Source organism: Maritalea sp. (assembly GCF_047634455.1).
Classification (GTDB): Bacteria; Pseudomonadota; Alphaproteobacteria; order Rhizobiales; family Devosiaceae; genus Maritalea.
In genome coordinates this window covers 1-14870 of the sequence record NZ_JBLIAI010000065.1, presented here as the reverse complement: position 1 = coordinate 14870, position 14870 = coordinate 1, and the positions used below count along the sequence as shown (strand labels likewise).

At 50.6% G+C, this 14870-nt stretch carries 11 protein-coding genes and 1 pseudogene; 6 read left to right on the top strand and 6 right to left on the bottom strand.

Features of this window, described 5'->3' with window-relative positions:
• The 3 genes and pseudogenes from prfB to ACJAZW_RS13135 form a co-directional block, all read right to left on the bottom strand.
• A pseudogene (gene prfB / locus ACJAZW_RS13145) lies at positions 1-882 on the bottom strand (peptide chain release factor 2); the annotation flags it as partial.
• A 105-nt stretch (positions 883-987) separates the two neighbouring features.
• Positions 988-3405, bottom strand: a complete 2418-nt coding sequence (locus ACJAZW_RS13140) for a penicillin-binding protein 1A (RefSeq protein ID WP_415158832.1) — start codon at positions 3403-3405, stop codon at positions 988-990.
• A 154-nt stretch (positions 3406-3559) separates the two neighbouring features.
• The gene (locus tag ACJAZW_RS13135) at positions 3560-4801 is read right to left on the bottom strand and encodes an N-acetylmuramoyl-L-alanine amidase (RefSeq protein WP_415158831.1); all 1242 of its coding nucleotides are present in this window, start codon (positions 4799-4801) and stop codon (positions 3560-3562) included.
• A 617-nt stretch (positions 4802-5418) separates the two neighbouring features.
• On the opposite strand from ACJAZW_RS13135, the gene ACJAZW_RS13130 reads away from it, so the two are divergent.
• Positions 5419-8169, top strand: a complete 2751-nt coding sequence (locus ACJAZW_RS13130; RefSeq protein ID WP_415158829.1) for an Rne/Rng family ribonuclease — start codon at positions 5419-5421, stop codon at positions 8167-8169.
• Positions 8170-8213: 44 nt separating this feature from the next.
• Here ACJAZW_RS13130 and ACJAZW_RS13125 read toward each other — a convergent pair whose 3' ends face one another.
• On the bottom strand, positions 8214-9374 hold the full coding sequence (locus ACJAZW_RS13125; RefSeq protein ID WP_415158827.1) for a pyridoxal phosphate-dependent aminotransferase: 1161 nt from the start codon (positions 9372-9374) through the stop codon (positions 8214-8216).
• A 103-nt stretch (positions 9375-9477) separates the two neighbouring features.
• On the opposite strand from ACJAZW_RS13125, the gene ACJAZW_RS13120 reads away from it, so the two are divergent.
• The 5 genes from ACJAZW_RS13120 (at position 9478) to aat (ending at position 14092) form a co-directional block, all read left to right on the top strand.
• Complete coding sequence (locus ACJAZW_RS13120; RefSeq protein WP_415158825.1) at positions 9478-10818, top strand: M48 family metalloprotease; 1341 nt, start codon at positions 9478-9480, stop codon at positions 10816-10818.
• 261 nt (positions 10819-11079) lie between these two features.
• Positions 11080-11520 carry a type II 3-dehydroquinate dehydratase gene (gene aroQ / locus ACJAZW_RS13115; RefSeq protein ID WP_415158823.1) on the top strand — a complete coding sequence of 147 codons (441 nt, stop codon included), beginning with the start codon at positions 11080-11082 and terminating at the stop codon, positions 11518-11520.
• Between the two features lie 24 nt (positions 11521-11544).
• On the top strand, positions 11545-12036 hold the full coding sequence (accB, locus tag ACJAZW_RS13110; protein ID WP_415158821.1) for an acetyl-CoA carboxylase biotin carboxyl carrier protein: 492 nt from the start codon (positions 11545-11547) through the stop codon (positions 12034-12036).
• Between the two features lie 11 nt (positions 12037-12047).
• Positions 12048-13385, top strand: a complete 1338-nt coding sequence (accC, locus tag ACJAZW_RS13105) for an acetyl-CoA carboxylase biotin carboxylase subunit (RefSeq protein ID WP_415158819.1) — start codon at positions 12048-12050, stop codon at positions 13383-13385.
• Positions 13386-13420: 35 nt separating this feature from the next.
• Positions 13421-14092, top strand: a complete 672-nt coding sequence (gene aat, locus ACJAZW_RS13100; RefSeq protein WP_415158817.1) for a leucyl/phenylalanyl-tRNA--protein transferase — start codon at positions 13421-13423, stop codon at positions 14090-14092.
• Here the strand turns inward: aat and ACJAZW_RS13095 are convergent.
• Both ACJAZW_RS13095 and ACJAZW_RS13090 read right to left on the bottom strand, forming a co-directional pair.
• A complete protein-coding gene (locus ACJAZW_RS13095) occupies positions 14029-14457 on the bottom strand; it encodes a DUF2155 domain-containing protein (protein ID WP_415158815.1) in 429 nt (142 codons plus the stop codon). The genes aat and ACJAZW_RS13095 overlap by 64 nt on opposite strands.
• A gap of 9 nt (positions 14458-14466) precedes the next feature.
• Positions 14467-14870 (bottom strand): NADH:ubiquinone oxidoreductase subunit NDUFA12 (locus ACJAZW_RS13090; RefSeq protein ID WP_415158813.1); only part of this gene is annotated, 404 nt, incomplete at its 5' end.

Below are 14870 nucleotides of genomic sequence, written 5' to 3'. Positions count from 1 at the left end.
TAAAGCCGGGCGCGCAACATTTGCCATGCAGTCGCTTTGTTTTTGTGCTGAGACCGATCATTTTGACATTGCACAACAATGCCCGTTTCCAAATGCGTAATTCTTACCGCACTGTCGGTTGTATTGACGTGCTGCCCGCCAGCACCAGACGCGCGATAAGTGTCGATACGCACCTCTGATTCAGCAACTTCGATCTCAATACTGTCGTCAATCACTGGGTAAACCCAGATCGAGGAAAAACTTGTGTGCCGACGTGCCTGCGAGTCATAGGGCGAAATCCGCACGAGGCGATGTACACCGCTTTCGGTCTTCAGCCAGCCATAAGAATTGATGCCCTTGACCAACAAAGTCGCCGACTTAATGCCAGCTTCCTCGCCGTCATGCATTTCCATGACTTCAACTTTGTGCCCGCGCCGCTCCGCCCAACGCGTGTACATACGCAACAGCATATTGGCCCAGTCTTGGCTTTCCGTGCCACCCGCGCCTGCATGTACCTCAACGTAACAATCATTCGCGTCAGCTTCGCCGGAAAGAAGTGTCTCGACCTGTTTGCGATCAGTCAGCACTTTCATCTCAATCAGCGCTTTTTCTGCTTCATCAACAACTTCAGCGTCGCCTTCCATCTCCCCCAATTCAATCAGGTCAATATTATCGGTCAACGTGGCTTGCAGCTCACTAAGCGCGTTGATCTGCCCCTCAAGATAGGTGCGATCCCGCATCACGGTTTGTGCTCTTTCCGTGTCACTCCAAAGATCTGGGTCTTCAGCTTGTTGGTTTAATTCATCAAGACGTGTTTGAGCGGTGTCCCAGTCAAAGATGCCTCCTCAGCAGGCTCATCGCCTGCTCAATTTCGTCCACTACGGATTGGATTTCTGTGCGCATAAGGTTGTTTTAAAACTCACATAAAATTGGAGAGTGAAGGTTTAGCCATATTGACCGATCGTCGCAAGTGTTGCCATAAGCAACCTCAATTCACACACATTATGGTCAGAACAAACCACCACGGCCAGCGTTAAAATCTTGGCTCGTGCCACCCTCAAGCTCTTGGAACACCTCAGAATCTATCCCGATCACAGATGTGATCAAGTTTGGTCCGGTTCCAGGCTTAAACGCTTCAATAATTGCACCCTCGCCGCCCGACACTTTCACCCCGGTTTTCGGATCTATCCAATAAGGTGTCATTCCCGCGGGAATTTTGAACGGCGTTGGTGGTTTACCCACCATCGCATTTTTCATAAACGCCGTGAATATTGGCGCAGCCAACTCGCCACCTGTGGCAGCCCGGCCCATACCTTTCGGGGTATCATACCCAATATAGACCCCGACAGCCAAATCAGGCGTGAAGCCAACAAACCACGCATCTTTATAATCGTTTGACGTACCCGTTTTACCCGCCACAGGCCGATCAAGTGAGCGCACGCGCGAACCAGTGCCACGTGTGATGACACCTTCTAACATAGAGGTAATCTGATAGGCAGTCATCGGATCGAGCACCTGATCGCGTGTGTCTATCACCAATGGCTCAGCTTGGTTTTGCCAGCTCTCAACATTACAACCATCGCATATTCGCTCATCATGTTTGAAAACCGTTTTGCCATATCGATCTTGCACACGGTCAATCAGCGTCGGATTGATTTTGCGCCCGCCATTGGCAATTGTCGCGTAAGCAGCGGTCAAATTCAAAACACTGGTTTCGCCAGCGCCAAGCGCCATGGCCAGATAAGGCGGCAAATTGTCGTTAATCCCAAATAGTCGCGCATATTCAGATACAAGTGGCATCCCAATATCCTGTGCCAAACGCACCGTCATCACGTTCCGCGAACGCTCGATCCCCCGCCGTAAAGTTTGCGGACCATAAAAGTTCTCCGAGTAGTTTTCTGGCTTGTAGGTTGAGCCATCAGCGTTTTGGATTTCCAATGGCGCATCCAGAACCACGGACGCTGGCGTATAGCCATTATCTAGTGCCGCCGCATAAACAAAGGGCTTGAACGACGAACCAGGTTGGCGCTGCGCTTGCGTTGCGCGGTTAAACTCAGAGCTGGCAAACGAAAAGCCCCCGACAAGCGCCAATACACGGCCCGTGCGCGGGTCCATCGCCACAAGCCCACCCTCAACCTCAGGAGGCTGGCGCATTTGATAAATGCCCTCTTTACCTTCCACAGCCTCAACGTAAATCACATCTCCCAGATTGAGAATTTGGGAGAGCGGTTTGGTAATCCACTTTTGCTCTTTACCCGGCAATTGTCCGGTTTCGCGCTCCGGATTGACGTTGTTTTGAGCGTCCTTTCCCGGGTGTAAACCAACAACGGCGGAGTTTTTCCCCACTTCGATCACCACACCCAATCGCCATTCAGGGACATCCGCAAGGGGGGCGATCTTGGCAAGATCGTCACCCCAATCATCGTCCAATTCAATCGTGGCAACCGGTTCACGATAGCCCTTTTTTTGGTCAAAATTGACCAAACCATCCATCAATGCCTTTCGCGCAAAAGCCTGCAGTTTGGGCTCCATCGTCGTGCGCACCGACAGACCACCACCATAAAGTTGGTCGTCACCATAAATCCGCGAAAGACGGCGTCTCACCTCTTCAGCAAAATATTCCGCCGAATAGATCTGTGAGCCAGAACTACGCGGAAACACGTCTAACGGGTCTTGTTGTGCAGAACTGGCTTGCTCCTGGGTAATATACCCCTCTTCGGCCATGCGCTCGATGACATAATTGCGCCGCGAGATGGCCGCTTCAGGGCGTCTGATCGGGTGATAATTCGCAGGCCCTTTGGGCAATGCAGCAATGTAGGCAGCTTCTGCGATGGTGAGCTCATACAACGCTTTATCAAAATAGTTCAGCGCAGCGGCCGATACACCATAGGAATTAAGGCCCAAGAAAATCTCGTTGAGATATAATTCCATGATCTTGTCTTTGGAGAACGTTTGCTCAATCCGAACGGCAAGCAACATTTCTTTGATCTTACGATCCCAAGTTTGATCAAGTGACAGCAAAAAATTCCGTGCAACCTGCTGCGTAATGGTCGACGCACCGACCAGAGGCCCCGACGAGCCATCAAGTTTATTCTGAACGTTGTCACGCAATGCCCGCACGATACCATCCAGAGCCAACCCCCCATGCGTATAAAAATCTTTATCTTCAACCGCAATGAAGGCATTCACGACCAATGGTGGGATTGTTTCAATAGGCTGGAACAGACGCCTTTCGCGCGCATATTCTCCGAGCAAAGTTCCATCCGCCGCATGTACGCGTGTTGTGACGGGCGGTTGATAGTCTTTCAGAACGGTGTAGTCGGGCAAATCTTGCGACAAATTCCACAAGAACACACCAACTGCGCCCAGCACCAAGAAACCGGCAAACACACCAAAACCAAACAACCAACCCAAAAATCGTAGCATCTTATCAAAAATTCCTGATCAACTGTAATCGCCCCGACGACAACTTGCACCTACCCGTAAAGCCCCGCCAATCCGCTCGTTGCTCCTGCAATAGGCGTTCGATTCGGCAAGAATGTGGCCAAGGATCATGTTCAAAAGCATTCTGGCGCTTTAATCATGGTTGAACGCTGACGTCAAAATATTTGGCAATTCCCTGGGCAATCGATTGTGCTGCCCTTTGCTGCCATTCTGCCTGTGTTAAATTTCTCATATCTGATTCATTGGACAAGAAGCCGAGTTCAATCAACACCGAGGGCACCTCTGGTGCCTGCAGCACAAAAAAGTCGGCTTGCCGCAACGGCTGTTGCCGCATGGTCAGCCGCCCGCCCATTTGTCGAACCAATTGTTGCGCCACCACATAAGATTGCCGACGCGTTTCGCGCCGCATGAGATCGACCAAGATACCAACGACGCCATTGTCTTGAGCAGGTGGATTAAACCCAGCAACCAAATCCGATTGGTTTTCGTACTCTGCCAACACTTTGTCCAACACATCAGTAGCGTTCTCGTCACGCGTATAGACCCCAGCACCACGTATTTCGGGTTGGTCAAACGTGTCCGCATGCAACGAAACAAACAAATTCGCTTGGTTGTCTCGCGCCAATTGCACCCGCTCATTTAACGTCAAAAAGCTATCGCCGTCCCGCGTAAGGGCGACATCAAAGCGATTCAACGCCACCAGTTCCGCCTGCAGCCGTTTGGCAATTTGCAGAACAATAAGCTTTTCATATTCGCCCGAAGAGCCGGTGGCACCCATATCAATGCCGCCATGTCCGGGGTCGATGATTATCAGTGGTCGCACCGCTATAGGCGCGGCGGATTCAGTTTCTAGGTTCGGCGCCGGAATTATGTCGACTGTGGGCTGTTGCGATTGCGCTTCTGATTGTTGGCTCTGGGCCTTAATCGCGTCCACGGCCGCGTCAAAGATTTCACGCGTTCCCGGTGCCAATTCAATCACCAAGCGTGCGGGCTGATCACCTTCCGCTTTGACTAAATTGATGTCGGCGACTTGCACAGGTTGATTGAGAAAAATCACGGCACGGGCCAACCCGTCATCGATCATACCAAGGCTCATCTTGGACAATAGACCTGTGCCCTCAACATTTGCCGGTGCGGTGTCTGCAACTTTATCGACGCTGAACTCAATAACCAAGCGATCTGGCTGATCAATCGGAAAGGTCGAATAGCCAGTCTCAGCGGATAAATCGAACACGATGCGGCTGCGCTCGGGTGCCGAGGCAATTCGCGCGTCAAGAATTTGCAATTCAGGTAAATTTTCTTGCGCAAAGGCATAGCCGCACGAAAGCAGGCTCAATGCGAATACGGCAATAAATCTGAATAATCCCCAATGCCGCATGGGCCCCTCACTATAATTGTTTCCCACTCTATAAATGATTCTCTTAATTCAGCGTATCGTTGAGACGAACTGTTGAGCTGAACAATAATTGTCGCACGTAAAATGCCCAAATTTGGGGATCAACGCCCCCACAATTTGTCCTCACGAACATATTTGTTGCTAAATTTGAATTTCGAACGTAAACACTTAAATTGTGGACTGGTGCATTTTTGCCCAATGTTCGTGTCACTGCGGTAACTACTACTAACGTGGCCAACCATTGAAGCGTGTACCTTTTACCCCATATAAGGGCACTTATGATGAGACGCTGGCATCCAGCTAGTCCACTGAAATGTAGAAGAATTTGGCCGAACGGCCCGCTCCTATTCTCGAACCTCCCTTTGGGAATATGAGCATGAAGAAAGAAATTGTGATGAGGCATCTCTATCAAAACAGCGAACGCACGCTCAGCGCGCGACATGCTAGTTTTGTGTGCCAATCAATTTCTCCAAACAATCGCCCTGCCGCTAACTCCGGCTGTGGCTCACAAATGGAATACGCACCGAAGCGCACTGCCCCTCACTCCGCATTAAACGGAATGTTACGCAGCAGCGCACGGCAGCGTGGAGTAATAATTAATGGCAACAAGAAGAATGCTGGTGGATGCAATCCACCCGGAAGAAACACGAGTAGTCGTCACTAGCGGCTCACGTTTAGAAGAATTTGACTTTGAAAGCGCCGCACGGCGGCAATTGCGGGGGAATATCTACCTTGCAAAGGTAACAAGAGTTGAGCCCTCTTTGCAGGCAGCTTTTGTGGATTACGGTGGCAATCGCCACGGTTTCCTCGCTTTTTCAGAGATTCACCCGGACTATTATCAAATCCCCCAAGCTGATCGCGAAGCGCTTTTGGCTGAAGAGGAAGAAGATGAAGTCGCCGAGGCCCAATCTGATGATTTGAGCGGTTCCGACCAACCAAGCATCCTGGATATTGATGAACCCGCGGACGAACCATCCGATGACGGCCGTGCACGTGCGCAAGCCTCTGACAATGAAGCGCCAAGTGTCGCGAGCGACAGGGTCGTTTCGCGCAACAAACCTGCGTCGGACACAGCAGGCGACATCGATGCAGACGAAGATCAAGTAGAACAAGTTGGTGCTGAAGACGCGATGGAAGAAGTTCCACAACGCCGTCGCAAGAAAAAAACAAAGTCCTACAAAATCCAGGAAGTAATCAAGCGTCGCCAGGTCTTGTTGGTGCAAGTGGTCAAAGAAGAGCGCGGCAACAAAGGCGCGGCACTGACCACTTATCTGTCTCTTGCTGGTCGCTATTCTGTGCTTATGCCAAACACCGCGCGCGGTGGCGGCATTTCTCGCAAAATTACCAACGCAGCCGACCGTAAGCGCCTCAAGGAAGTCGCAAACGAATTGGACGTGCAAAAAGGCATGGGCGTTATCTTGCGCACAGCAGGTGCCAGCCGTACCAAAGCCGAAGTTAAACGCGACTTTGAATATCTTTTGCGCCTTTGGGAAAATGTGCGCAGCTTAACGCTAGAATCAACAGCCCCATGCCTTGTTTATGAAGAAGGCAGTTTGATTAAGCGCTCGATCAGGGATCTCTATAACAAAGAAATTTCCGAAGTGCAGGTGTCGGGCGAAGAAGCGTACCGTGAAGCCAAAGACTTCATGCGCATGATTATGCCTTCCCACGCCAAAAATGTTCAGCCTTATCGTGAAGAACAGCCGATTTTCTCGCGCCATGGTGTGGAACAACAGCTTGATTCAATGTTCTCCCCACAGGTGACATTGCCTTCTGGCGGTTACATCGTGATCAACCCAACCGAAGCGCTTGTTTCGGTGGACGTGAACTCGGGGAAAGCCACCAAAGAACACAATATCGAAGACACCGCTCTTCAAACCAACCTTGAAGCCGCCGCCGAATTGGCGCGTCAATTGCGCTTGCGTGACATGGCTGGTCTTGTGGTTATCGATTTTATCGATATGGAAGAAAAGCGCAATATTCGTGCTGTTGAACGTAAACTCAAAGACAACCTGAAAACGGATCGCGCGCGCATTCAAGTTGGCCGCATTTCTCACTTCGGTTTGCTTGAAATGTCGCGCCAGCGCATTCGATTTGGCGTGCTTGAAAGTTCAACCATCACCTGCCCTGTTTGTACGGGTACCGGCCTTATTCGTTCAGTCGATAGCCATGCCCTCATGGTCATGCGCGCTATTGAAGATCACGTGATGCGCAAGCAAGGTCAGTCGATCAATGTCAAGGTACCAACTGAGGTTGCGCTTTATCTGTTGAACGCAAAACGCAGCCAATTGCTCGTTTTGGAACAGCGTTTTGGCCTCGCCATTGCAATCACCGCAGAAAACCATTTGCTCGGCGATCAGTTCACCATTGAAAAAGGTGACCTTTACGAAACAAGCGTCGCCCGCCAAACCAACCACGTAAAAGTCGATTCGGCACCAATTTTAGCTGAAATCGAAGAAGATGATGTCATCGATGAAGTCGAAGACGAATCGGAAGCTGAGGCTGAAAACGAAGTCGAAGTGGTTGAAACCACAGAACAAGACGAAGATCGTTCAAACCGTCGCCGCGGAAAACGCCGCCGTCGTGGTGGACGAGATCGCGACCGCGATCGCAATGATAGCCCAGCAGCTGAAGCCGTTGCAAAGACCGACGAAGACAAAGGTCCAGCTAGCGACAATGAAGAAACAGATGGTGATGATGACGATCAGCCCAAGAAGCGCCGTCGTCGTGGCCGTCGCGGTGGCCGGCGCAATCGCCGTACGCAAGACGAAGATGTACAAGCCACAGAAAATGCCGAAGCAGGCGCAAAAACAGCAACGCCCGCAGACGATAGTGAAGCACCCGCAATGGATGCCGAAGCCGCTGCGGCCATTGAATCTTCACCAAGCGTGAGCGAAACAACACTTTCTGGCGTGACGGAAGAAAAGCCTAAAAAGCGCGTTCGTCGTCCACGCAGAAAGAAACCCGAAGAGCAAGCTGAGGCGAGCACCGAAGTGGTGGCACAAACCAGCACGGTGGATGATGCAAAAAGCGAAACGCCCGAGGAAAAACCAAAGCCCCGCCGCGGTCGCAAGTCAAAGGCACAAAAAGACGCTGAGGCTCAGGCGGCTGCAAATGCTGAGCCAATTAGTGCAGGCCCCGCTGAAATCAAACCCGTTGATACCGCACCTAATGAAGTGAAAGCTGAAGAAAAGCCAAGCAGTCGCCCAGAACGCGGTGAGAAAAAATTGCCCGAAGAAGGCATAATTGTCACGTCTTCGTCACCCGCTAAGTCTGACGATTCCGCACCAGCGGAACCTGCAAAAAAAGTCAAAAAAGGCTGGTGGCAGCGCAACATTCTTGGTTCTTAATCGGACGAAGAACCGGCGCCTAGCGCCCACACAATCCTAAATGATTACAATGGTCGGCTCAAAAAGCCGGCCATTTTTTCTATCGCATCTTCAATCGTGTCACGCGACCCTGCATAGGAGAACCGCACAAACTTGTTGCCATTCACCCGATCAAAGTCGATGCCTGGTGTTGTAGCAACATCGCCACGCTCCAGCAGTTTTTGGCAAAAATCAACGCTGTCGTCGGAAAATTCTGATATCTGCGCATAAGCGTAGAACGCGCCATCTGACTGACAAACATTACTAAAACCCATTTCCTGCAACGCGCGCGTCAGCACCAAACCATTGGAAACATAATGCGCCTTTTGCGCGTCGTAATAGGGTCGGCACTTCAGCGCCACCTCGCCTGCCAATTGCGATAGGCTTGGTGCTGATATGAACATGCTTTGCGCCATCATTTCGGTACGTCGCACCAAGTCTTTTGGCAGCACCATCCAACCTATTCGCCAACCGGTCATGCAGTAATATTTTGAAAAACTGTTGATGATGATCGCATCATTGCCAAACTCAAGCGCAGTGGTCTCTGGCATGCCATGGCTCAGACCATGATAAATCTCGTCAGAAATTAGTCGAACACCAAGTTCACGACAAACTTCAACAATGGCCTGTAGGTCCTCGCGTTCAATCATCGCACCCGTTGGATTTGCCGGTGATGCCAACAATAACCCAGCAAATGCGCACTTTTTATGCGTTTGGCGCACCGCATCTGCGTCCAGCCGCCAACTTTGTGCAGCCGATAGTTCGATCTCCACAGGTTCAAACCCCAGGCTCGTCAAAATGTTCAAATAGGCTGGGTAACCGGGCCGTGTTACCGCAATTTTGGCCCCACGCTCAAAGCCGGCCAAAAATGCGAGTATGAAACCCGCTGACGATCCGTTGGTCACCAAAATGTCTTCAGGATCGACAATCACCTTATGCTGAAGGCGATAATAGTCGACCAGTCCATGCCGCAATGAGGCATTTCCTTTGGCGTGGGTATACCCTTGCACTTCGTTTTGGAGGGCATGTGCAACCGCGTCGCGCACTTCTGGCGCAACCTGCGCACCCGGCTCACCAACTTCCAAATGGCAAATTTTAATGCCTTGCGCCTCTTTTTGTTTCGCCATGGCTAAAATTTCCATGGCATAAAATGGCCGCAAAGCATCAAACTCTTGTGAATTCGCCATTAAAGTGCCCAACTTTCCTGCATTTGGTGCCATAAAGGCTAACGATCAGAAACCAATCTGTAACAGGGCATAATTCGAATGGGGCGCAAAGGTCAATTCAACAATGAGTAGAATACTCTCCACACTTCTTTTTACCGTTGGAATTCTTCTGTCACCGCTTGCAGCTCAGGCACAGACGTTGCGTTTGATCACAGATGCTGAAACCCAGTCGATGATCCGCGATTTTTCAATCCCCCTGATGAAAGCCGCCGGCATCAACAATCAAGACTTACCGATTTATCTGGTCAACGACAGAGCATTCAACGCGTTCGTCATTGAAAACGGATCACTATTTATCAATTATGGCACCATCATCGACAGCAAAACGCCCAACGCACTAAAAGCTGTATTGGCACATGAAATTGGGCATTTGGCAGGCGGCCACCTACAAAGGTTGCGCGAGCAAGCTGAGGTGCAAGCGCGCGTACAGGCCGTGACGATGTTGCTTGGTATCGGAGTGTTAGCCGCTGCTGCGGGTCAAGAGAACCGCGAAGATATCGGCCGACTAGCCGGCGCATTCATTATTGGCGCCTCCTCCGCCAGCCAAAATGCGTTCATGGCTTATCGCCGATCAGAAGAAAGCGCAGCGGACGCAGCAGCTCTTACCTACCTAGAACGCACCAAACAATCGCCCAACGGCATGATTGATGTCTTGAACACACTCAAAAACAATCAAGGTCTGAGTGCGGGCGCCTCAAGCTATTTAGGCACCCATCCACTCGCCCAAGACCGGATCAATCAAGCTCAAAACCGAGCTGCCGCCAGTCCTTACCGCAAAAATCGAGACAGTCGCCAAGACATTGAACGATTTGAATTGGTCAAAGCCAAACTTACAGGTTTTCTTGAACGCACCCAAACCGTACTCAATCGATATCCCAACACTGACAAGTCGATTGCCGCCCGATATGCGCGCACAATTGCTGGCTATCGCGCAGGCGCTGGCGCTGGTGCGATCAAACAAATGTCCGCACTTGTTAGCGCCTCCCCGCGCAACCCCAACTTTCATGAAATGTTGGGACAAATGTATTATGAAACTGGCAGCCCCACCAAGGCCCTTGAGCCGCTTAAACGCGCAATTGAGATTGCACCGAAAGAGCCAGAGTTTCGACTGATCTATGCACTTGCCTTAGCCGATACGGGTGTAAAGTCAAATGTTGAAGAGGCCATTCGTCAGCTCAGACGTGTTGCTGCCACTTCACCAAAATCCGCTCGCCCTTTTTCCATTCTGGCACGCGCCTATGCAAAACTGGGTGATGAAGGCCAAGCCGATCTTTCAGCTGCGGAAGCCGCATTGCGAAATGGTGATGAGGGACTGGCAAGAGGTTTAGCCAAAAAGGCTCAGCGCAACCTTAAGCAGGGAACACCCGCTTGGCTGCGTTCCGATGACATACTGTCCCTAACCTGAAAAACCACAAGCTCATAATTTGAACGGTTTGGTGGATAATGTCGAAATATTGGCTGGTACAATGAGCAGTGAAGAAATGCGGATATGTGTAAAAAATACCCACGAAAGCGGCAAAGCGACGTGTAATCTATAAAATCGGCGCATTTTATCTATAAATTGTCGAAAAGAACAAAGGATTCGCTTGCAACCCTTTGCCTTTTCGCGCAATTTCGTATAGTCACATCACACTTTTGTGACAAATGGCATCAATAGGCGGCGTTAATGGCCAAGAAAATCGCGATCTTAAACGGACCTAATCTCAACCTATTGGGTAACCGCGAAGGCAGCATTTACGGCGAAATTGGCTTGACAGAAATTGAGGCGGCCTGCGCTGACGAGTGTGAGCGCTTTGATTTTAGCCTCGAGTTCTTACAAACCAATTCCGAGGGCGAGCTCGTTACGCTCATTCAAGAAGCAGGCGCAGCATGTGACGGCCTAATCATCAACCCAGCGGCCTACACGCACACATCTGTGGCCATTCATGACGCCATCCGCGCCATCAATATCCCCACAATCGAAGTTCATCTTTCAAATATTTATGCGCGTGAAGAATTCCGCCATAAATCATATGTATCCCCAGTTGTAACCGGAACCATTTGCGGTTTAGGACCAACTGGATATATCCTCGCAATTGGGGCGCTGGCGACGCATATCCCAGAGTAACTATCAATCGGAGAAGCAACCTAAATGACCAAAGGTTCAGAAATTGACCGCGATCTTATCCGGACGATTGCAGAATTGTTGAATGAGCAAGATCTAGCAGAAGTTGAAATCGAAAAAGACGATTTTCGCGTTCGCGTGACCCGTTCATATGCCAATGAAGTTGTTCATATGCCAGCACCGATGGGCTATGCCCCACAAATGGCGGCGCCTGCCCTAGCACCGGCCGCCACAGCGGCGCCAACGCCAGTTGCATCTCCTGCGCCTGAAGATCTTGGTGCCCACCCCGGCACACTCACCTCCCCAATGGTTGGCACCGCATATCTGGCAGCAGAGCCCGGTACACCGAACTTTGTTGAAGTCGGCGCAAAAGTAACAGAAGGTCAAACGGTACTCATCATCGAAGCGATGAAAACCATGAACCAAATACCTGCCCATAAAGCGGGCACGGTGACCCGCATCCTCGTGGAAGACGCCCAGCCTGTCGAATTCGGTGAACCCCTTGTTGTGATCGAATAGGAGAAACAAACATGTTCTCCAAAGTTTTAATTGCCAACCGTGGCGAAATCGCTCTGCGGATATTGCGTGCCTGTAAAGAATTGGGCATCCAGACCGTAGCCGTTCACTCAACAGCCGATGCCAACGCCATGCATGTACGGCTTGCCGACGAAAGTGTTTGCATCGGCCCCGCTCCGGCAAAAGACAGCTACCTCAACATACCTTCAATTTTGGCGGCATGTGAAATCACGGGCGCGGATGCGGTACATCCCGGCTATGGTTTCTTGTCCGAAAATGCGCGCTTTGCGCAAATTCTTGAAGAGCACAATATTGCGTTTATCGGCCCATCTTCGCACCATATCGATATTATGGGCGATAAGATTGAAGCCAAGCGCACGGCGAAAAGGCTCGGTATTCCGGTTGTTCCAGGTTCTGAAGGTGGGGTCACCGAGGACGCTGAAGCCAAACGCATCGCCAAGAAAATTGGCTATCCAGTGATCATCAAAGCCGCATCTGGCGGCGGTGGTCGCGGCATGAAGGTTGCCAAGAATGAGAAAGAAATTGGCGTTGCCCTTTCAACAGCCCGCACCGAAGCCAAAGCTGCATTTGGCGACGATGCGGTTTATATCGAAAAATATTTAGGCAAACCGCGTCACATCGAAATCCAGATTCTGGGCGACGGCAAAGGCCGCGCTGTCCACTTGGGTGAACGCGATTGCTCGCTGCAACGCCGACACCAGAAGGTTTGGGAAGAAGCGTGTGGCCCGACAATTAACGCCGAGCAACGTGAAAGAATCGGCATGATTTGTGCCAATGCCGTGGCGGAAATGAAATATTCTGGCGCGGGTACCATTGAATTCTTGTATGAAGATGGCGAATTCTATTTCATTGAAATGAACACCAGATTGCAGGTTGAACACCCCGTCACAGAGCGCATCACCAACGTGGATATTGTTTACGAACAAATCCGCATTGCTGCAGGCATGGAAATGACCGTCAAACAAGAGGACGTGCAATTCTGGGGACACGCAATCGAAGTGCGGATCAATGCAGAAGATCCTGAAACGTTCGTGCCCTCACCAGGTACAATTTCTTATTATCACCCGGCGGGTGGCGTGGGCGTTCGCGTCGATTCTGGTGTTTATCAGGGTTACAAAATCCCCCCCTATTATGACAGCCTTATTGGCAAGCTCATCGTGCATGGCCGCACTCGCCCGGAATGCTTGCAGCGTCTCAACCGTGCATTAGATGAATTTGTTGTTGATGGCGTAAAAACCACATTGCCGCTCTTTAGAAAACTCATCAAAGAACCCGATGTGATTTCAGGCGACTACGACATTCACTGGCTAGAAAAATATCTCGGCATGTAAAAAGATACAGGGCCAATTTGGCCCTGTTTTTAATTATGGAACCAAACGACCCCTACGCACTCAAACTCACCCCGGAAATGTTGCTAAGCGCATATGCCCATGGCATTTTTCCGATGGCTGAGAATGCCCAATCCAATGATCTATTTTGGGTGGACCCCGATGAGCGTGGGGTTATTCCCTTGGGAAATTTCCATGTCTCCAAGAGCCTGAAGAAAAAGATGCGGCGCAACGCATTCGAAGTCCGCGTAGACACGAACTTTTTGGCCGTTGTCGCCAATTGTGCCGCGGAACGCCACGACAGTCAGGAAACATGGATCAACGATGAGATTGTTGAGCTATACCATGCCCTATTTAGAGCAGGCCACTGCCACACAGTAGAAGTGTGGAAAGCGGGCAACTTGGTTGGTGGGTTGTACGGCATTGCGCTTGGCGGGGCGTTTTTTGGCGAAAGCATGTTCCACAAAGAGCGTGACACATCAAAGATCGCCCTTGCCCATCTTGTTGATCGGCTGAATGTTGGGGGCTTCCAACTATTGGACACCCAGTTCATCACCGATCACTTGCGTTCGCTTGGGGCAATTGAAATTTCCCGCGCCAATTACCACAAGCAGTTAAATCATGCTCTGGAAATTGACGCCGATTTTTATCGGCTAGATGGCGGTGGAATGTCTGAAGATTGTTTGCAATCCACAAGCCAAATATCATAAACAGCATGGTCGATTGCGCTGAGCGCTGGACTGTCCGCGAACATCCAACCCGTAAATATGCGTTTCAGCGTTTGTTTTAGCGACACTTGATCCACTTCAACAAAAACAGTTGTGCGCTGCACCTCGTTGGGCGGCTGCGTGTAGCACGCTTTGGGCGTAATCTGCAGGGCACCAAATTGCACGGTTTCGTCAATATAAACATCAAAATTGATGATCCGCCCGGTAATTTTGTCTAGCCCTGCAAACACCACAACGGGGTTCGCAATGGTTTGAGCTCGTGCAGGCACACCAAACGCCAGCGTGGCCAACACAAGTAGCCAAACTGCAATAATTTTGCGCAAACTAAATAACTGACGAAAAACCATCAAAAACAATTATTCCGGTGACCAGGCATCATAGTCGCCCGTCACATTTGGACGTTGTCCTTCTGCCAGCAAGCTACCTTTTGGACGGTAAGCCGCAGCTGTACCAGATAGATTTTGCTGGTGGGGCTTTTCCCAATTTTTGGGCTGATAGTCCTGCTCCGTTGGCGGCACATCTGTACGACCGTGCATCCAACCGTGCCAACCCGCTTGGATAGCAGATGCCTCTACTGGACCATTATAGGTGACCCAACGGCGCTTGGGGTCCTTTTTCGAGACATAATACTTGGTGCCTGCATCATCTTCGCCGACAAACTTACCGTTCAACGCCGTAAATAGCCGCGTTCCCATGGTTTGGCCATGCCACCAAATAAACATTTCAGCAAATAGCTGTTTCATATCAGCTCCAGGATCGT